The sequence below is a fragment of the Methylophaga sp. UBA3613 genome, assembly GCF_002375415.1.
GTDB lineage: Bacteria > Pseudomonadota > Gammaproteobacteria > Nitrosococcales > Methylophagaceae > Methylophaga.
In genome coordinates this window covers 172922-192701 of record NZ_DFLS01000007.1, presented here as the reverse complement: position 1 = coordinate 192701, position 19780 = coordinate 172922, and the positions used below count along the sequence as shown (strand labels likewise).

The window sequence follows — 19780 nt, the reverse complement described above, 5'->3', positions numbered from 1 at the left end:
TCCATTTACAGCAAGGTGAAGCCTAATCGTTCATTCTACTATGTATCGTCTCCGGTTGACAGCTTGACTATACTTGCTCAATCACACCACGTTCCACGTGGAACATAATGTCATTTTCTTCTTTTACCAACCTTGCTGATAACTCTGTATTTGTCGTCGTGATAAAGGTTTGCACCTTCAGTTTTTTGATCGCTTGCAGCACAGAAACCTGGTGTTCACGATCAAGTTCGGAGCTTAAATCATCAATCAACAATACGCTTTGTTGTTTATTTATCCGTTGCATTAAAGTTATTTGTGCCAGGCTGATAGCAAGAAAAAAAAGTTTCTGCTGTCCTCTTGAAAACAATTCTGCAGGATCTTGTCCATCTACTCTTAATGACCAATCAGCAGCATGTGGACCTGATCGGGTATAACCAAGCGCACGATCTCTATCAATTGTTTTATTCAAATTATCAGCAAAATCTTCACCTTTGGGCCAGCCTGATAAATATCGTAATTCAAATTTTGAAGTTTTATAATCATTGCAAAGCAACATGAACCATTCTTTAAAACTAATCACTAATTGGTCCAGGTATTCACTCCGATAGGTTGCCAGTTTCAAACCATGCGCATTTAGCGATGCATCCCAAACTTTGACTTCACTATTCGGTTTCGCATTTCGCAATGCAGCATTACGTTGGGAAAGAATTTTTTTGTATGCTTGCCAATGATAAAAAAACTCTTGTTCCACGTGAAACAATCCCCAATCCACAACTTTTCGCCTAAACCGGGGACCCAGTTCAAAAAACTGGTGACAATTAGCCGGAATAAATTGAAGGGGAAGATGCGTAGCTAATTCAGATAGCTTTTTTAATGGAGCATTATTAAGACGAATCTGTAAACCACTCGTATTCCCAAATTGTAATCCAACAGGAATACCCTGAATAATTCTGGCAAATAATTGAAAATATTGTTCTTCGTTTTGAATTACATTTTTCAAATTACGCGAACGAAAAGAACGCCCCATTGCAAGCAGATAAATAGCTTCCAACACACTGGTTTTTCCAGAACCATTTTCTCCAACCAGTAAATTCACACCAGAACTGGGGTAGAGTATTGATTTATGGATATTACGAAAATGCGTAAGGGAAAGTTCTGTCAGCACGTTGCGTTGCCAGATAATAATACGATTAGTTCGTTTTAAGATTACGAATTAAAAACAATAAGCTATATCGAAAAACGCTTAAAAATAAAGAAGCTGGATTTACGCGTCGCTGATCAAATTTCCAACATTTCAAAATCTTCTTTGCCCACACCACATTCCGGACATTCCCAGTCATCTGGAATATCGTCCCATGAGGTGCCCGGCGGAATGCCTTCTTCAGGTAATCCTCTGGCTTCATCATAGATGAACCCACACACTAAACACTGCCACTTACGCATGAAACCTCCTAACAAAAAGTAATAATATGAATACATCTTACAACAAACGAATTTTGTATTGGCTGACGATTTGTCATTATATTTATGCTAACTTATATAAAACAAATCATTTTCAACTTAATAAGTGGATAGGCCGATTATGAGACTTCCCACCTTACGGCAATTACAATATTTGACAGCAGTCATTGATGAAAAACATTTTGGTCGTGCCGCAGAGAAGTGTCATGTGACACAATCCACTCTAAGTGCAGGAATTCAGGACTTAGAAGACTTACTGGAAGTTGGTTTACTAGAGCGTACCAATCGAAAAGTACTGACAACACCTATTGGCGAAGAAGTGGCTGACCGCGCCCGACAAATTCTCTCTTTAAGTGATGATTTGGTGGATTTGGCGCAAGCTGAGAAAAATCCTTTAGCCGGCAGAATCAGAATTGGCGTTATCCCCACTATTAGTCCGTTTCTACTGCCCCGTGTATTGCCCAAAATTCGTAAACAATTACCAGAGTTAGAGGTTTTACTGATTGAAGATCAGTCGGAAAGATTATTAGTACAAGTAGAAAATGGCACCATTGATGTAGCAATACTAGCCTTTCCGTTCAATACGCGAAATTTGAATTACCGGGTAATCTCACAAGAAGCCTTTTGGGTAGCCTTACCCCGACAACATAGTTTAAGCAAATATGAGTCACTGCAACCACATCAACTGCCAATAAACGAGTTATTACTATTAGCCGAAGGGCATTGTATGCGTGAGCATGCTATCAGTGCCTGTCAATTACCCGCTTCAGCACAACGGCGCAGTGTACAGGCGACCAGCTTGTACACGCTGATAGAAATGGTGGCAAGCGGTTTAGGGATTACCTTGATTCCACAAATGGCTATTAATTCCGATATGGTGCGTCATGCCGATATCTGTTTGCGACCGTTAAAACAGGATAGTCTGGCAAAACGTGAAATTGGCCTGGTGTGGCGTCCTAGCTTTCGCCGAACCAGTACACTTGAACAGCTTGCCTTGAGTTTTGCTGAAGCAATGGACGAAACATCTGATTAATGGTTAACCGCATAATCTGAACGCAGTTGTATAAAGCTTTGACGGATTAACACCGAGGTAAAAGGTGCTTGAAACCTTGCGGCAAGCAAAGCTCTTGGATTGATTAAAAAAACGGCATTTTCCAGGTCCTGTTCGGGGTAGGCTCTGCTTCTGGTAAAAAAATTCTTTAACGATTTATTTTCCGATGGTGTGCCATTAACAGTGATAATTCGAGCATCAACATCATGGGAATGGACAAGTGCAGTCAGTTCATCTATTTGCTGGCCACCAATATCTATAAGCACCAGTTGAACTGATCGATTTGCTAGCCCATCTTTAAGGTTTTTTAATACACGGAAAATAGCCTCACAATCATGGCAGCCAACAGACGGAATATAAACAAAGCTCCACTTGCCCGAAAAAGCATCATTGGTAAATACGGAATGATCACTGGTATAAGCAAGAAACTGGGGTATTTCCAAGGTTGGCTCAAAGACTGTCAACATAGAACTGCTGCTATTTGATGACTCTGCTGGCGGCGGCTGCTGACTCAGTGTTAAAAAAAGCAATAGCAATAAAACAACCAAGCTAAGATATGTCAGCAAAAAACGCTTAGAATGAACATTTTTAAACATATTTTGCATTTTTAGCGCCTCACACGCTGAAAGCGTTTATCCAATAAAATAAGCGACTATGAAAGAAAAACTGCTTAAGTCTACCTTGGTTGTCAGTTTAATGACCTTTTTATCCCGCATTTTGGGATTTGTTCGAGATATTGTCATTGCCAGACTTCTTGGGGCAGGGATGGGCGCTGACGTATTTTTTGTTGCCTTTAAGATTCCAAATTTTCTCCGTCGCCTGTTTGCAGAAGGTGCTTTTTCACAAGCGTTTATCCCTGTTCTTGCTGAATATCGCGAACGCGGTGACAAGGATCTGAAACAGCTTATTGCCGCAACCAGTGGGACTCTTACAGGCGTACTATTTTTTATTACGCTGATAGGAGTAATCGCCGCCCCAATAATTATTCTGATTTTTGCTCCAGGATTTATTGATCAGCCTGAAAAATTACAACTGGCCAGAGAACTGTTAAGGATTACTTTTCCATACATACTGTTCGTTTCACTTACCGCATTGGCCAGCTCCATTTTAAACAGCTTTGGTAAGTTTGCCGTGCCGGCATTTACACCGGTTTTTCTCAACATTTCAATGATTAGCTGTGCGTTATGGCTGGCACCACATCTGGATGAACCGGTAAAAGCGCTTGCCTGGGGGGTGTTTATCGGCGGGGTAGTGCAGCTACTGTTTCAAATGCCATTTTTAATGAAAATTGGCAGTTTGCCAAAACCACATTGGGCCTGGAAAGATGAAGGTGTGCAAAAAATTCTGCGACTGATGATACCAGCCATGTTTGGTGTATCGGTTTCACAAATCAACTTATTGCTGGATACGTTACTGGCTTCTTTTCTCATCACCGGCAGCATTTCATGGCTGTATTATTCTGATCGACTGGTCGAATTTCCATTAGGCATTCTGGGGATTGCACTGGCCACTGTCATTTTACCCAATCTATCTAAGAAACACGCCACAGCCTCCATGCAGGAGTTCTCACACACCATTGACTGGGCGTTACGCTGGGTATTTTTAATCGGTACACCAGCCGCTATCGGCCTGATTATTCTTGCTGAACCGTTGTTGCTTACCTTGTTTCAATATGGCGAATTCACGCCAAATGATGCCCATCAGGCATCATTAAGCTTGATGGCATATGGTTTGGGCTTATTGCCATTTATTTTTATCAAGGTACTTGCACCGGGCTTTTATGCCCGTCAGGACACCAAAACCCCTGTCAAAATCGGCATTATTGCGATGATAAGCAATATGGGACTGAACATTGTGTTGATGATTTATCTGGCCCATGTGGGGCTGGCTTTAGCCACAGCTTTATCAGCGATGCTCAATGCTGGCTTACTGTATTACACACTTCGAAAAAAAGCGGTCTATCAACCTATCGCTGGCTGGGGCTTATTTTTTATCCGTATGCTGCTCGCCAATATCGTATTAATAGCGTTCTTGTTATGGGTAACGCCGATTAATGGCGATTGGATAAGCTGGAGTGGCTGGCATCGGTTTGGCATATTGATGGGGCTGATAACGACTTCTGCAATTGTTTATTTTGCTGTATTGACTCTATGTGGCGTCAGGCTGAAAACATTAGTCACACCACAAAGCCAGGAATAAAAAAAGCCCTCCATCAGGAGGGCTTTTTTAGGGCCTTAGAGAGGAATTTAGAAACGGCGGCCTATACCGATACCATAAACAAAGGGATCAATATCAGCATCAATTTTTGCGCTATTGGTGCCAAGTACATTTTTGAAACTGGCTGTCGTATCAATGTCCAGATATTTGACATCCATATTGATAAACCAATCCTGATTGATGGCAATATCTACCCCGGCTTGTGCAGCCCAACCCCAGGAGCTGTCCAGTTTGACCTTATCGCCTGGACTGCTAAGTAAAGAACTGCTCGGAACTTCTTCATCAAAGAAATAGGTGTAGTTCACCCCAGCCCCGATATAAGGACGAATATTTGAGCCTGGCAAAAAGTGATATTGCAGCGTCAATGTGGGTGGCAGTACTTTGGTATCAATAACATCACCGAGCACTCCCCAATTTTTCTCCCCGGTAACGGTATGTTCTGAATAGCCTAAAATCAGCTCTACACCCCAGTTGCGGTTGATCATATAGGTAATATCCAGTTCTGGAACCGTATCGCTATCGACTTTTACCCCTTTTAATCCAGTATCTGCACCATTGAGGCTGAGAGTGCCGCTGCTATCATTTGGATTCACATTGATAACCCGTCCCCGAATTAACCAGTCACCGGCCTCATAAGCCATCACAGTTGAAACAGGGCTGGCAAGACCAGCAGCAAGTAGGATTGAGGAAATCAGGGGAATTTTTTTCATGGCACGACTCCGAATAATGATCTGTTGTGGAACACAATTTCAGATCATACGGAGTATCTGGAGATCAACATTGATCCAGGTCAATAAAGTGTGGTTCAGGCTATCCGCAGCGTTGTTTTAATGCTGGCAGGTCTAAAATCGTTACTTCTTTGCCCTGAATCGACAATAACTGCTGATCCTGTAACTGGGTAAATAAACGACTGACCGTTTCAATCGCCAATCCCAGATGGTTGGCAATATCCCCTCGGGACATGGTCAATTGAAATGACATCGACGAGTAACCACGTTCACTGAAACGCTGTGATAGAGACAGTAAAAAACTAATCAGCTTTTCCTGGGCGGTTTTTTTGCCGAGAGACAATAATAAATTTTTATCCGATGACAATTCTTTGCTCAAACGGGTCATCAATTGATTTTGCAACTCCGGGATAGTCGCACTGAATTCCTGCAGGCGCTCATAAGGCAATTCGCAAACACTGCTGGCTTCAAGTGCCCGGGCTGTGGATAAATAACGTTGCTGGTAAATTGCATCCATACCAATAAATTCACCGGGGAAATAAAAGTTGGTGACCTGTTCGCGCCCATCCGTCGCAGAGATCGTGGTTTTGAACGAACCAGAACGAACAACAAAGATTGTTTTAAAAGTAGAGGAGGGTTCAAACAGAATCTGGTGGCGTTTATATCCAGCACTGCGTTTAATGATTTGATCGAGCTTGGTCAGGTCATCCCGATGCAGCCCCAAGGGCAGGCATAACCGATACAAAGCACATGATTGACAGGCGAGCTGATGATGATGTTCAACCTTAGCCAAGTCCTCAAATAATGGCGTAATCACCCGAGCTTGTGTCATTTTATTATCCGTAAAAAAGTCACAGGACATGATAACGCTTCAAACCCGCCACTGAAACAGTTATTATTTGTTTTTATTTCAGTTTTCAGGAAAGCAAATGACCGTTCGTAGCGCCACTGTTGCGCGTAACACGCTCGAAACTCAAATTGAAGTCTCCATCAATCTGGATGGAAGCGGAAAATTTCAATCCGAAACCGGCGTGCCATTCCTTGATCACATGATGGAACAGATTGCCCGTCACGGTTTATTCGACCTGCAAATCAACGCCAAAGGCGATCTGCACATTGATGCTCATCATACCGTTGAGGATGTTGGTATCACAATTGGTCAGGCATTAAAAAAAGCGCTGGGGGATAAAAAAGGTGTGGTCCGTTATGGTCATTCCTATGTCCCACTGGATGAAGCTTTGTCTCGTGTAGTATTGGATTTATCTGGCCGACCCGGCTTTGAATTCGATGTGACATTTACTCGAGACAAAATCGGTGAATTTGATGTTGATTTGTTTTATGAATTCTTTCAGGGTTTAGTCAATCATGCCGGTATTACATTGCATATTGATAATCTTAAAGGCCGAAATGCGCATCATATTGCTGAAACCATTTTTAAAGCGTTCGGTCGGGCCCTGCGAATGGCTGTCACATTAGATGAACGAGCCTTACAGCAATTGCCATCCACCAAGGGCGCATTATAATCGGTTAACGATTTTATAACTCTCACATTCTAGAGCAGGTCTTTGTTTTATGCGTTGCGTTGCAGTTATTGATTACGGCATGGGTAATTTACGCTCAGTCTCCAAAGCATTGGAAGCCGTAGCTGATAACCACACTAAAATTCTCGTTACCGCTGATCCGTCAGAGATTCGGGCAGCAGATCACATCGTATTCCCGGGTGTCGGCGCGATTCGTGACTGTATGGCGGAACTCAAAAAACTTGAACTCGACAGGCTCATCTGTGAAATGGCCAGCAAAAAACCTTTTCTGGGAATTTGTCTGGGTATGCAGGCTTTATTAACGCATAGTCAGGAAAACCAAGGCTCGGCTGGATTGGACATCATTGAAGGTGACGTTCTGTATTTTAAAGAAGCGGTTGAGCAGGGCCTGAAAGTACCACACATGGGCTGGAATGAAGTCGAACAAACCTGCGTCCACCCCTTATGGCAAGATATACCACAGAATAGTCGCTTTTATTTTGTTCATAGTTTTTATGTACAGCCCGCCGATGAAACCAAAATCTCTGGTCGTAGTCATTACGCTTTACCTTTTGCAGCAGCGTTGGCGCATGAAAACCTTTTTGCAGTACAGTTTCACCCCGAAAAAAGCCAGCATGCCGGCTTACAGTTATTGAAAAATTTTATTAATTGGGACGGTCAGTCCTGACATTTTGTTTGATGGAGAAAGCGTTATGTTATTAATCCCTGCCATTGATCTTAAAGAGGGTCACTGCGTTCGATTGCGTCAGGGACGCATGGAAGATAACACCGTATTTTCAGAAGATCCGCTGGCGGTTGCAACCAGATGGGTTGAAGCCGGTGCCAAACGTTTGCACATGGTGGATCTGGACGGTGCTTTTGCGGGTAATCCGGTTAACGCTGATGTTATTCATCGAATTTGCGCTGCATTTCCTGATCTTGATGTACAGGTTGGTGGTGGCATTCGTGATGAAGACACCATCCAAACCTACCTGGATGCTGGTGTTCGCTATGTCATTATTGGCACAAAAGCCATCAATGCTCCGCATTTCGTTGGCGATGTTTGTGCCGAGTTTCCGGGTCATATTATTGTTGGTCTCGACGCCAAAGACGGCAAGGTTGCAATCGATGGCTGGTCCAAGTTGTCCAATCACGATGTCATCGATATTGCCCAACAGTTTGAACAGGATGGTGTTGAGGCTATTATTTACACCGATATCAGCCGAGACGGCATGATGCAGGGTGTTAATCTTGAGTCCACTCGTGACCTTGCTCGCGCCATTAATATCCCGGTAATTGCTTCCGGCGGTGTCAGCAACTATGACGATATCAAGGCCCTTTGCCATTACGAATCAGAAGGTGTTATGGGGGCCATTATCGGCCGTGCAATCTATGAAGGCACCATCGATCTGGCGGAAGGTCAATCGCTGGCTGATCGTTTGAATCCACCGTTACAGTTCTGATATGGCACTGGCAAAACGCATAATTCCCTGTCTTGATGTTGATGCCGGTCGTGTCGTAAAAGGTGTGCAGTTTGTCGATATACGTGATGCCGGCGATCCAGTTGAAATTGCCAAACGTTATGATGAACAGGGCGCAGATGAACTGACTTTTCTGGATATCACTGCCACACATCACAACCGTGACACCATGGAAGATGTTGTCAAAGCTGTTGCCAGTCAGGTATTTATTCCACTGACGGTTGGTGGTGGCATTCGAACTGTAGCGGATATTCGTCGCATGCTGAATGCTGGCGCAGATAAAGTTGGTATTAACTCTGCAGCGGTTAAAAACCCGGATTTTGTTCGTGAAGCTGCCGAAAAATTTGGTTCGCAATGCATCGTGGTCGCTATTGATGCCAAACGTGTTTCTGCAGAGGGTCAGACACCAAGATGGGAAATTTTTACCCATGGTGGTCGCCAACCAACCGGCATTGATGCCGTAGAGTGGGCCAAAAAAATGGTTGAGCTTGGCGCTGGCGAAATTTTACTGACCAGTATGGATCGTGATGGCACCAAATCCGGTTTTGATTTAGAGCTAACCCGAGCTGTCAGTGATGCGGTTGTGGTACCGGTGATAGCCTCTGGTGGTGTGGGTAAATTGCAGGATCTGACTGATGGTATCAAATTAGGTCATGCCGATGCGGTACTGGCCGCCAGCATCTTTCATTTCGGTGAACATACTGTCGGCGAAGCCAAGCAGCAAATGGCAGAACAAGGCATTGAGGTACGTTTATGACGGCATGGCTGGAACAGGTCAATTGGGGAAACGATGGCTTGCTTCCCGTTATCACACAAGAGTTTTCAACTAAGCAAGTACTTACTTTAGCCTGGATGAACCGTGAGTCATTACAGCTAACGGCTGAAACTGGCCACGCTGTTTATTGGTCACGATCCCGGCAAAAACTGTGGCATAAAGGTGAACAATCCGGCCATCAGCAAATCATCAAATCTATACGTATTGACTGTGATCAGGATGCCATTTTGCTTGAAGTTGAACAGATAGGTGGCATCGCCTGTCATACTGGTCGGCATCATTGTTTTTTCACGGAACTGCAAAATGGTGAGTGGCAAACCACGGAGCCAGTGCTAAAAAACCCCGATGAGATATATAAATGAGTGATACCTTGCAAAAACTGATGTCGGTACTCAATGATCGTAAAAAAGCAGATGCCGATAGCTCATATGTTGCCAGCCTCTATGCCGCAGGCACGGATAAAATTCTGAAAAAACTGGGCGAAGAAGCCACCGAAACGGTTATCGCCGGAAAAGCTGGCGATAAAGATCAAATTATCTATGAAACAGCCGATCTTTGGTTTCATTCAATGGTATTACTGGCGCATAATAATATTGATGTTGATGACGTTCTACATGAGCTGGATCGTCGGTTTGGCTTATCAGGCCTCGAAGAAAAAGCCAGCAGGAGCAAAAAATGACTGATTGTATTTTCTGCAAAATTATTGCCGGTGAGATTCCATCCGCGAAAGTTTATGAAGATGAACTGATCTATGTGTTCAACGATATTAACCCCAAAGCTGCCGTGCACCTGTTAGTGATTCCAAAACAACATATTGCCAGGCTGGATCAGCTTGATGAGAGTCATCAGGAATTAATTGCACATATGTTTCTTAAACTTCCTGAACTAGCTCAGTCTCAAGGCCTAACGACGGGTTTTCGTACTATTATAAATACCGGACCCGGTGGTGGTCAGGAAGTCGATCATTTACATATTCATTTGTTAGGCGGCAAAAACCTGCCTGGCTTTCATTAGGAGTGCACCATGGGATTTGGCGGAATCAGTGTATGGCAATTATTGATCGTCTTGGTCATCGTCATTTTGCTTTTCGGCACTAAAAAACTGCGTTCTCTAGGCGGTGATCTGGGCAGTGCCATTCGCAGCTTTAAATCCTCAGTCCGTGATGGCGAAGAGGAACAAAAAAACGATTCCAGCAATCTTAAACATGACGATGACAGTGAAATCCAACAAAAACAGCAGCACGAAGAACACGACTCAACTAAACGTTAATCGCCGTGTTTGACGTAGGTTTTTGGGAGTTACTGTTAATTGCCGTAGTGGCTTTAATTGTTGTCGGGCCGGAAAAGCTCCCTAAAGTTGTTCGCGTCTGCGGTTTATGGATTGGCCGTGCCAATGCCTCACTTCAGGCGGTCAAAAACGACATTGCAAAAGAATTACGGGCCGAGGAAATCAAACAAGCGTTCAAAAAACCGGATGATTTACCCGATCTGAATGAAGTTATTGATATCGATGAACCGGTAAAACCCAAACAGAATCCTTCAGCTAAAACTGATAATGATTCTGATGAAGATAAAAAGCAGGCTGAAGATGGAAAATAGTGAACAACAACCACTGATTTCCCATCTGGTTGAACTTCGGGATAGATTATTGAGAGGCATTCTGGCGGTGTTAATCATTGCCGTGTGTTTGTTACCGTTCGCCAATGAGCTTTATCTGATTTTATCAGCCCCATTGCTGGAGCATTTACCCGAGACCAGCTCGATGATTGCCACCGAAGTGGCTTCACCATTCCTGACACCTTTCAAACTGACCCTGACGGCCGCCATTATGCTGGCGATGCCCGTCTTGTTATATCAACTGTGGGCGTTTATTGCTCCCGGCCTCTATAAACATGAAAGACGTATTGTCTTTCCTTTGATGTTCGCCAGTACAGTGTTGTTTGTTCTCGGCATACTATTCGCCTATTACGTTGTTTTCCCACTGGTGTTTGGTTTTTTGACGCAAGCGGCACCGGAGGGCGTGGCTGTAATGACCGACATCAGCAGCTATCTGGATTTTGTACTGAAACTGTTTTTTGCCTTCGGATTGGCGTTCGAAGTGCCCATCGCGACGTTACTATTGATTTGGAGCGGTGTTTCCACACGACAAAGTCTTATTGAAAAAAGACCTTATGTGATCGTTGGAGCATTTGTGATTGGTATGTTACTGACACCACCCGATGTGATTTCTCAGACGCTTCTGGCCGTGCCTGTCTGGTTATTATTTGAACTGGGCCTGCAGGTATCAAGATTACTTCCCAAGGCAAAAGATTCTACCGAAGAGCTATCCTAAGGCTTGCTGATCTTTTATTGCAGTCTCTGTACTTACTGATAGATGAAAAACCTAGTCTTTATAACGCATTCGGGTGCCATGTTGCAGTGAAAGGTTAATTTCATCAGCTGTTAGCGATGCTGGAAAGTAAACGCCGGAAATTTTCGCCCCATGAATACTGGCACCGCGCAGACTGATGCTTTGACTGAAATCAATCCCGCGTAAATCTGCCTGACGAAAATAACTGTTACTGAAATCCAGACCGCTGGCAATTAGTCCCTGAAGATTGAGATGACGAAAATCACAACTGGTTAAATCAACAGTTTCACCCTTGGCGATGCGATGATTAAATTCTTCAACTTTTCCATCACGTAACAGTTGGTAAAGCGGATCTTGTGTGATTTTTGGTTCAGCCATCGTTGTAGCGCCTTAAACAGTAATATCTATCGTTCCGCCTGGATTTTCCGGATCAAAGCCAACGGATTCATTTTGGGTCGCTTCATTTACCACCGCCGTTGTCTGTAAACTGGTTGGCGCCTGCTCCTGAGCAACCGTTGTCGATGCCGTTTCGCTATTCTGCTGAACAGGTGTCTGACGGCCTACCAGCTGATTTTCAGAGGATAGGGGATTGGTCAATGTGGGCTGACCACTAAAAGGGGCAATGCCTGGAATTTCCATTTTTCTGCTCCTGATTAAAACAACAATTACAGCTTACTCTTATAATTGCGATATTGTAAACGCATGTATCTGAAAAACCATGGGTTTTCTCTCAATTTTAAGCAATATTAGCAAATACTATTTTAGTGTGGTTTTTATGCTATCGTTGGGTTTACTCAACTAAGAGGGAGTGGATGATGCCCCCGGGTAAACGGATTTTGTATTTTCTGTTCATTTTATCCAGCCTGATTGCCTGTAATCCGCAGACAGAAAAACCGTTGCGAGTAGGGACTGTTCCGTGGGCAGGGTACGAATTACTCTATTTAGCGCGTGATCTGCACTATTACAATAACGCACAGATCCAACTAAAAGAGTTGGCTTCCAGCACAGAAGTTATGCATGCCTTCCGCCAGGGCCAGCTGGACATGGTAGCGACTACCCTTGATGGTGCACTTAGGATGGCTGAAACCCAATCCGATATCAAAATAATCCTGATCTTCAATATTTCCAACGGAGCCGACAAACTGATGGTTGAGCCCACCATCACTTCACTCAAAGCGCTAAAGGGTAAACGTGTTGGCGTTGAACAAAGTGGCGTCGGCGCGTATATGATGTCGCAGGTTCTACAGCTGGCAGGGCTAGATAGAAAGGACATTACCATCATTCCTACCACGGTGAATCAGCATTCTTCTTTGCTAACAAATCAACTCGTTGATGCGGTTATAAGCTTTGATCCTGTTGCGTATAAACTTCAGCAACAAGGTTATATTAATCTGTTTGATAGTCGACAACTGCCCGCGCCAATCGTTGATGTGCTGGTGACACGTGATAGCGCTTTAACATTACAGAAAAAAAGCATTCAACAACTACTGGAAGGCTATTGGCAAGCTCGGGACTACATGGCGAAAAATCCACAGGACGCTTTCATCAGAATTGCCCCACGTCTGGATATTTCAACTGAAGAACTTGAGCTTCTTTATCAGCAGCTGATTTTGCCGGAAAGAGAACATCAGCAAAATATTTTTAATCAACAGCTGAAAACCATTATTGAGTCTGTTGCAAAGATGATGATAGAAGTTGGATTGTTAGAGAAAAAACTTGATAGTCGGCAGCTTCTAATTGATGAAACAATGGATTTATAGATGAATCCAATTCAAACCTATCGACTGACATTATGGCTACCACTGGCCATCACCCTGTTGTTTGTTTTTATTTTGTTGTTTTATTCAGTCAATGAATACCGGCATCGGCTGTTAGATATAAAAGAAGTCTCCAAGATTCAACTCCAGGAAACAGCATTACAACTGGGGCATAGTCTTGAATATGCCCTTGCCAATAATGATTCACAGCATGCACGAAGTAGTGTTGCCAGATTTTCATTACGGACTGATGCACAACTGGCAGTATTGATTGATGCTAATAATGTCATTGAATCATCTTCGTATTTTATCTGGCAAGACCAACCGGCCGAGAAGGTTCTCGATGATGAAATGTTGCAGTATGTAAAACTGGCCCGCTCACAAAAGAGATACTTTGAAACAAGTAATGAAAAAGGGGATTCGCTAACCTTTTTTTTACCTTTGCTTGAAGCGGATCAACAAAAGGTTTTAGTACTGCAGAATTCCATTAAGAACAAACTCGAAACAGCCAAAACAGAGATCCTCAATGCCATTGCTCCTTTGCTTTTGCTGATAACGATAGCCAATATCCTGATGATTTTTCTGATTCGTAAATTGGTTATAAGGCCATTAAACGCGCTGCAATACCTGACTGAACAGATCCAGAATCAACAATTTGAGTTAATCAATCCACTTAAAGGTGACACTAAGCAAGCACAAGTGGGCCAGACATTAGTCGATGCTGCCAGACAACTGCAATCTCATATCAGCATTCTGACTGAAAATGAGCAGCGTTTACGCATCACACTGGAATCTATCGGTGATGCCGTTATCGTTACCGATGCCTCAGGCAATATCACCCGTATGAATCGCGTTGCCAGCGAATTAACTGCCTGGCCGGAAGAGGATGCCATTGGACTTCCGTTACTCAATGTTTTTGACATATATCAAGCCGAGACTGGAGAGAAGCTAACCAATCCGGTAGATCTGGTCATACAAAATGGTGAAGTGGTTGAATTATCCAATCACACTGTACTGAAGGCCAGAAATGGCGTGAGCTATCACATATCTGATAGTGCAGCACCAATTCGGCTGGATCATAATCGCGGAACCGAAATTCTTGGCGTGATTCTGGTCTTTACCAATGTGACTAACCAATATCGCTTACGTCAAGAGTTACGCCAGTCAGTCGATTTTCTGAAAAACCTGCTCACCATTAGCCCTTGTGTCACTTATATTCTGGACGTAAAGCAAGATACCACGACTGAATTTCGTCTGAGCTATGTGAGCGAATCCGTTATTCATTACTCTGGGCATCCTGCCGAATACTGGTTAAGCCAGCCAGAAGTCTGGCAACAATCTGTTCATCCCGCTGATATTAATAAGGTTAAACAGACGTTGTTGACTGTATTGCAGTCAGATAAACCGGTGAGCAATCAATTTCGTTTTCGTCACCGTGATGGTCATTACATTACCGTTGAAGATCACCTGTCAGTAGTAAAAGACCAACACACAGAAAAACTGCAAATTGTCGGCGTTGTACTGGATATTAGTGAACAAAAGCACACTGCCGAGCAGAATGCATTGTTTGGCGAAATCCTCGAACAATCACTTAATGAAATATATGTGTTTGATGCCGAAAGCTTCCAGTTTATTCATGTAAATCATGGTGCTCTCATCAATCTGGGCTATAGCCTTGAAGAGATACATAAGCTGACTCCCCTGGATATCAAAACAGACTATAACCTCACAACGTTAAAAGCATTAATTTCACCATTACGCAGTGGTGAAACGCCAAGGTTAATTTTTGAAACCAATCACCGGCGTAAGGATGGCAGTCAGTATGCCGTTCATGTTGATTTGCAAACAGCGTTCTATGGCGAGAGAGAGGTATTTATCGCCATTATTGAGGATATATCTGAACAAAAACAGGTGGAAAAGATCCTTTCTCAGGAACGTTCCTTGTTGCGAAGTATTATCGACTCATCACCCGATTTGATTTTCTGTAAGGATGATCAAGGCAGATATATCCGCTGTAATAAGGCCGTAATGGAGTTTTTGGCTACCACAGAATCAGACATTATTGGAAAAACCGACTTTGAGTTTTATTCGGAAAGAGAAGCACGCAATTATCGGCACAGCGATCAACTGACGCTGCAACATAACACCAGCCAGTTTTATGAAGAAACCGTATATGGAGCAAAGGGACAAAAAGGATTATTTGAAACCCTGAAAACCTCTCTCAAAAATGAAGCTGGCAAAACGATAGGGGTTCTGGGCATCAGTCGCGACATCAGTCGGCAATATGAAGCGGATAAGGAGTTACGCCTGGCCAGTCTGGTATTCGAGAATAGTAATGAAGGCATTATTATCACCAATGAAAACAACCTGATTATTACCGTTAATCCTGCCTTCACAACCATGACCGGCTATTCTCTCGATGATGTGGCCGGGAAAAACCCTTCGATTCTTAGTTCTGGGGAGCATGATCAGTATTTTTATGAACAAATGTGGACGCAACTTGAGCAGCAGGGATTTTGGTCGGGTGAGGTACAAAATCGCCGGAAAAATGGTAAAACCTATCCACAATGGTTATCGATCAGCCGTGTTGAAAACGCCCAGCAGCAACTGCAAAACTATGTCGCCATCATGTCTGATATCAGTAAATATCGTGAAGCCGAACAAAAAATTAACTTTCTGGCACATCACGATGTTCTGACCAGTCTGCCGAACCGGGCATTACTTAAGGATCGTGTGGGGCAAGCACTGATTTCTGCTGAACGGCATCGGCAAAAACTGGCTTTACTCTATCTGGACCTGGATCGCTTTAAATTTATCAATGACAGTCTTGGGCACGCCATAGGGGATCAATTACTGATTAAGGTCGCGGAAAGGTTGAACCGGCAAATGCGTGAGGAAGACACGGTATGTCGCACCGGTGGTGACGAGTTTATAATTTTATTACCGGATACCGACGCTGATGGAGCTGGCCATGTGGCTCAGAAACTGGTTGAAAATATCACCACACCTTTTGAAATTGATGGGAATCAGTTATTTGTCACCGTTTCAATCGGTATCAGTATTTACCCTGATAACGGTAGGGATGCGGAGAGTCTAAATAAACATGCTGATACGGCAATGTATCGTGCAAAACAGGCCGGTCGAAATCAATATCAGTTTTTTACTGCAGAAATGCACTCACAAATTGTTTATAAACTGGAACTTGAACATGCCTTGCGTTTTGCTCTGGCTCGCAATGAGCTTTCTCTGGTCTATCAACCACTGGTTGATATCAAACTGAATAAAATCACCGGTGCCGAGGCATTGATACGCTGGAACCACCCGGAACTCGGGATAATCTCTCCACTGGAATTCATACCCATTGCAGAAGAAACCGGGATGATTAATCCGATAGGTCAGTGGATATTGCACACCGCAATAGGTCAATGTAAACAATGGGTAGATGCCGGACATACAGATTTATTAATTGCTATCAATCTCTCTGCGGTGCAATTCAATAATCCCTTGCTGGTCACTATGATTAACACCATTCTCCACGAACATCAGTTACCAGCAGATAATCTGGAGCTGGAAATCACAGAATCGGTCGCCATGATCAATATAGATCTGACAATAAAGCAATTAAAATCATTGGCAGATGCAGGTATCAGGTTATCTCTGGATGATTTTGGTACTGGCTATTCGTCGTTAAATTATCTGAAAAAATTCCCCATCAATAAACTAAAGATTGATCAAAGCTTTGTGTTTGACATGCTCACCGATGAAGATGATGAAGCCATCGTCGATGCTGTTATTACGCTGGCACGCTCACTCGGTTTGAAAACTCTGGCAGAAGGGGTGGAAACACCTGAACATCTTCGGGCATTGAATAATAAAGGCTGTGATTTTATGCAGGGTTATTTGTTTAGCAAACCTGTTCCAGCAGAACCATTTTTAAATTTATTAAATCATCCACCCTTCGGTAATTTAGGCGTAGACTGAATACAAACAGGTAATGGAGCCGGATATGCAACAGCAAAAAATTGATCAGATCGAAGTGTTATTACAATTTGATCCCAGTAATAATTTGCAAGGAATCAAAATTCACCATTCAACCGCTCGTGATGGTCTGGTGGAAGCAGCACAGAAATTATTTGATAACGGACTGATCAGCCAACCTGATGGCGGTTATCTGACCGATCTCGGCCATGAAGCATCTGAACATTTACATACCGCTTTACAGCTAATGTCACCACCGAATTAAACCCGCTGATATACCTCGAAGCTGTAGGCATAGTCATTTTTCTCATCAGCCGGGTGGGATTCCTGGCTGAGTAATTGCCATTGACTTTCATCCCATGCGGGAAACCAGGTATCCCCTTCAAGCTCTGCATGCACCCGAGTCAGGTAGAGTATATCGGCGTCATCAAACATTTGCTTAAACAGCGATGAACCGCCAATGACCATCAACTCTTCAGCATCCCCTGCGGCATTTAAACCATCCTCAATGGAGTGAACAACATCACAGCCCGGCGCCTGATATTCCGGCAGAGAACTCAGCACAATGTTTTGCCGTCCCGGAAGAGGCCGGCCAATAGATTCATGAGTATGACGCCCCATTAAAATGGGTTTACCCATGGTGATACGGCGAAAGTATTGCAAATCAGCAGAGAGTCGCCAGGGGAGATCATTATCCCGCCCAATTAATCCATTTTCATCCATTGCTACTACAAACGCCGTTTTCATCGGTCACCTCATTCAATAACTTTGGCATAGCATAGCATCGCTGTTTTTTTATCCGGTATTATCAATTCAATTAATAAAATCAATAAGTCGGGTAATAGATGATGAATATGCTGGGATCGCTGATAGGTGGCTTGGGTTTATTTATGCTGGGGATGTGGTTGATGTCTGACGGCCTTAAACAAATTGCCGGGGACAGGCTCAACCAAATCCTTAAAAACTGGACTAACAGCCGTCTGCGCGGCTTAAGTGCGGGTTTTCTGCTGACCGCGTTTATTCAACATTCCGGTGCCGTTACTCTGGCCACTATTGGGTTTGCCAATGCCGGTATTCTTAGCCTCCGAAGAGCTATGTGGATTGTGTTTGGCAGCAATGTCGGTACGACGGTCACAGGATGGTTGGTTGTGCTGATAGGTTTCAACCTGAATATTGAACATTTTGCCTTACCGCTGATTGGAATCGGCATGGCGATGCGCTTATTAAACAGTAATCGAGCCTATGCAAATATTGGATTGGCATTAACCGGTTTTGGCCTGCTGTTTATGGGAATTGCGGCTTTAAAAACGACCTTCTCAGGCGCGGATAGTTTATTTGATTTGCACTTTTCCAGTGGATTGCTAGCGGTTGATATTTTGTTGTTTGCATTGGCTGGTTTGGTTCTGACCACTTTACTGCAATCGTCCAGCCTTACTTTAACCCTGGCATTAACTTCGCTTGCTGGCGGAATTATCGACTTATTACCCGCGGCAGCGATTGTGATTGGTAGTAATCTCGGTTCAACGACGACGGCTATATTCGCCGTTATTGGCAGTCAGCCCGTCGCAAAACGTATTGTCGCCAGTCATATTATTTTTAATCTGCTAACAGCCATTGTCAGTCTGATTATTCTGGTGCCGTTAATCTGGAGTATCCATTGGTTTCAGCAATTAGTGGTTGATGATGTGCAATTTACGACCACTTTGGTTTTATTTCACACCGTGTTTAATTTATTAGGCGTAGCACTTATCTGGAAGCTGGCCGATCCACTGGAAAACTGGTTGAAAACGAAATTTTCAACAACCGAAGAAAATATTGCCGAAACCAAATATCTCGATAACACCACGTTAAAGATTCCAAACCTGGCGATTACATCCATCCGACTTGAATTAATCCGCCTGAATAAACATGTTTTAAAAATGGTGACTCACTGTATCCATAAAAACCGTTCCATCAGTTGGTTAAAACAGCAACACGCCTTTACCGAGCAAAATATTTTAAAAATTGGCAACTTCAGTCGCAAACTCTATCAACAGCACATTAATGAACAGATAGCTGAAAAAACGGCTGATTTATTAAGGGTTTCGCAGTACTGTGATGCCATTTCTGCCTTAACCGTTACTATCGCTGAGAATCGTGCTTTATCCGGTCATCCGATTGAGGCCCAACTCCAGCAACAGCTCAACAACTTTAATGTGGAGTGTTTATTGCTGATTGATATTTCGGCATTAGATAAGCCTAATCCTTCCTTAAAAAATCAGCTCGACACTCTGGAAAAAACCTATCTTTCTTTAAAGTCTTTGTTATTACGTCGAGGTGCTGAGGGAAGACTTTCAATCGCCCGCATGGAAAAAGAATTACAAGCCATATCTCAACTTAGAAGAATATGTCAGCAGGCCGTAAAAGCCAGTCTGTTTTTTAATAACAGTCAACAAGATCATGCTATAAAACAGGCTTAACAACTACGGTATGCTTTGCTTATAA

The 19780-nt window shown here is 43.4% G+C and carries 24 protein-coding genes; 16 read left to right on the top strand and 8 right to left on the bottom strand.

Annotation, left to right across the window (positions count from 1 at the left end; translation table 11 throughout):
• Positions 1–67 precede the first annotated feature (67 nt).
• Entirely contained in the window at positions 68–1144 is a 1077-nt protein-coding gene (gene recF / locus B3S93_RS09565) for a DNA replication/repair protein RecF (protein ID WP_292402481.1), read from the bottom strand.
• A 113-nt stretch (positions 1145–1257) separates the two neighbouring features.
• Complete coding sequence (locus B3S93_RS09560; RefSeq protein WP_292358641.1) at positions 1258–1422, bottom strand: rubredoxin; 165 nt, start codon at positions 1420–1422, stop codon at positions 1258–1260.
• A 139-nt stretch (positions 1423–1561) separates the two neighbouring features.
• Here B3S93_RS09560 and B3S93_RS09555 point away from each other — a divergent pair, with 139 nt between their 5' ends.
• Positions 1562–2473 (top strand): hydrogen peroxide-inducible genes activator, encoded by a 912-nt coding sequence (locus tag B3S93_RS09555; RefSeq protein ID WP_292358639.1) that lies wholly within the window; start codon positions 1562–1564, stop codon positions 2471–2473.
• Here the strand turns inward: B3S93_RS09555 and B3S93_RS09550 are convergent.
• Positions 2470–2958, bottom strand: a complete 489-nt coding sequence (locus B3S93_RS09550; RefSeq protein WP_292402484.1) for a hypothetical protein — start codon at positions 2956–2958, stop codon at positions 2470–2472. The two genes, B3S93_RS09555 and B3S93_RS09550, sit on opposite strands and share 4 nt — an antisense overlap.
• Positions 2959–3145: 187 nt before the next feature.
• Between B3S93_RS09550 and murJ the strand changes: the two genes are divergently transcribed.
• Positions 3146–4690 carry a murein biosynthesis integral membrane protein MurJ gene (gene murJ / locus B3S93_RS09545; protein ID WP_292402487.1) on the top strand — a complete coding sequence of 515 codons (1545 nt, stop codon included), beginning with the start codon at positions 3146–3148 and terminating at the stop codon, positions 4688–4690.
• A gap of 47 nt (positions 4691–4737) precedes the next feature.
• On the opposite strand, the gene B3S93_RS09540 is transcribed toward murJ, so the two are convergent.
• Entirely contained in the window at positions 4738–5418 is a 681-nt protein-coding gene (locus B3S93_RS09540; RefSeq protein WP_292402490.1) for an OmpW/AlkL family protein, read from the bottom strand.
• A gap of 100 nt (positions 5419–5518) precedes the next feature.
• Positions 5519–6268, bottom strand: coding sequence for a fumarate/nitrate reduction transcriptional regulator Fnr (gene fnr / locus B3S93_RS09535; protein WP_292402493.1), 750 nt, complete (start codon positions 6266–6268; stop codon positions 5519–5521).
• Positions 6269–6365: 97 nt separating this feature from the next.
• On the opposite strand from fnr, the gene hisB reads away from it, so the two are divergent.
• The 10 genes from hisB to tatC are packed head-to-tail and all read left to right on the top strand — an operon-like array spanning position 6366 to position 11543.
• Positions 6366–6959 carry an imidazoleglycerol-phosphate dehydratase HisB gene (gene hisB / locus B3S93_RS09530; protein ID WP_292358629.1) on the top strand — a complete coding sequence of 198 codons (594 nt, stop codon included), beginning with the start codon at positions 6366–6368 and terminating at the stop codon, positions 6957–6959.
• A 49-nt stretch (positions 6960–7008) separates the two neighbouring features.
• Positions 7009–7644 carry an imidazole glycerol phosphate synthase subunit HisH gene (gene hisH, locus B3S93_RS09525; RefSeq protein WP_292358627.1) on the top strand — a complete coding sequence of 212 codons (636 nt, stop codon included), beginning with the start codon at positions 7009–7011 and terminating at the stop codon, positions 7642–7644.
• 25 nt (positions 7645–7669) lie between these two features.
• A complete protein-coding gene (gene hisA, locus B3S93_RS09520) occupies positions 7670–8419 on the top strand; it encodes a 1-(5-phosphoribosyl)-5-[(5-phosphoribosylamino)methylideneamino]imidazole-4-carboxamide isomerase (protein ID WP_292358625.1) in 750 nt (249 codons plus the stop codon).
• Position 8420: 1 nt separating this feature from the next.
• Entirely contained in the window at positions 8421–9194 is a 774-nt protein-coding gene (hisF, locus tag B3S93_RS09515) for an imidazole glycerol phosphate synthase subunit HisF (RefSeq protein WP_292358623.1), read from the top strand.
• Positions 9191–9574, top strand: a complete 384-nt coding sequence (hisI, locus tag B3S93_RS09510) for a phosphoribosyl-AMP cyclohydrolase (protein WP_292358622.1) — start codon at positions 9191–9193, stop codon at positions 9572–9574. Before hisF ends, hisI begins: the two co-directional genes overlap by 4 nt.
• A complete protein-coding gene (locus tag B3S93_RS09505) occupies positions 9571–9891 on the top strand; it encodes a phosphoribosyl-ATP diphosphatase (protein WP_292358620.1) in 321 nt (106 codons plus the stop codon). The genes hisI and B3S93_RS09505 overlap by 4 nt, the downstream gene beginning before the upstream one ends.
• Positions 9888–10226 (top strand): histidine triad nucleotide-binding protein, encoded by a 339-nt coding sequence (locus B3S93_RS09500; protein ID WP_292358618.1) that lies wholly within the window; start codon positions 9888–9890, stop codon positions 10224–10226. The genes B3S93_RS09505 and B3S93_RS09500 overlap by 4 nt, the downstream gene beginning before the upstream one ends.
• 9 nt (positions 10227–10235) lie before the next feature.
• Positions 10236–10481 carry a Sec-independent protein translocase subunit TatA gene (gene tatA / locus B3S93_RS09495; RefSeq protein WP_292358616.1) on the top strand — a complete coding sequence of 82 codons (246 nt, stop codon included), beginning with the start codon at positions 10236–10238 and terminating at the stop codon, positions 10479–10481.
• Between the two features lie 5 nt (positions 10482–10486).
• Entirely contained in the window at positions 10487–10810 is a 324-nt protein-coding gene (tatB, locus tag B3S93_RS09490; RefSeq protein WP_292358614.1) for a Sec-independent protein translocase protein TatB, read from the top strand.
• Positions 10800–11543 carry a twin-arginine translocase subunit TatC gene (tatC, locus tag B3S93_RS09485; protein ID WP_292358612.1) on the top strand — a complete coding sequence of 248 codons (744 nt, stop codon included), beginning with the start codon at positions 10800–10802 and terminating at the stop codon, positions 11541–11543. The genes tatB and tatC overlap by 11 nt, the downstream gene beginning before the upstream one ends.
• Positions 11544–11594: 51 nt before the next feature.
• Here the strand turns inward: tatC and B3S93_RS09480 are convergent, their stop codons facing one another.
• Entirely contained in the window at positions 11595–11939 is a 345-nt protein-coding gene (locus B3S93_RS09480) for a pentapeptide repeat-containing protein (protein WP_292402496.1), read from the bottom strand.
• Positions 11940–11951: 12 nt separating this feature from the next.
• The gene (locus B3S93_RS09475) at positions 11952–12200 is read right to left on the bottom strand and encodes a hypothetical protein (RefSeq protein ID WP_292358608.1); all 249 of its coding nucleotides are present in this window, start codon (positions 12198–12200) and stop codon (positions 11952–11954) included.
• Positions 12201–12373: 173 nt separating this feature from the next.
• Here B3S93_RS09475 and B3S93_RS09470 point away from each other — a divergent pair, with 173 nt between their 5' ends.
• Genes B3S93_RS09470 through B3S93_RS09460 form a run of 3 tightly spaced genes read left to right on the top strand, consistent with a single transcriptional unit; the run spans position 12374 to position 17561 of the window.
• A complete protein-coding gene (locus B3S93_RS09470; protein WP_292411539.1) occupies positions 12374–13321 on the top strand; it encodes an ABC transporter substrate-binding protein in 948 nt (315 codons plus the stop codon).
• Positions 13322–17299, top strand: a complete 3978-nt coding sequence (locus B3S93_RS09465; protein WP_292402500.1) for a sensor domain-containing protein — start codon at positions 13322–13324, stop codon at positions 17297–17299. It begins immediately after the preceding gene.
• Between the two features lie 25 nt (positions 17300–17324).
• Entirely contained in the window at positions 17325–17561 is a 237-nt protein-coding gene (locus B3S93_RS09460; protein WP_292358603.1) for a TIGR02647 family protein, read from the top strand.
• On the opposite strand, the gene folA is transcribed toward B3S93_RS09460, so the two are convergent.
• Positions 17558–18043 carry a type 3 dihydrofolate reductase gene (gene folA, locus B3S93_RS09455; RefSeq protein ID WP_292402503.1) on the bottom strand — a complete coding sequence of 162 codons (486 nt, stop codon included), beginning with the start codon at positions 18041–18043 and terminating at the stop codon, positions 17558–17560. The genes B3S93_RS09460 and folA overlap by 4 nt on opposite strands.
• Positions 18044–18141: 98 nt before the next feature.
• On the opposite strand from folA, the gene B3S93_RS09450 reads away from it, so the two are divergent.
• Entirely contained in the window at positions 18142–19755 is a 1614-nt protein-coding gene (locus tag B3S93_RS09450) for a Na/Pi cotransporter family protein (protein WP_292402506.1), read from the top strand.
• Positions 19756–19780: the final 25 nt, after the last annotated feature.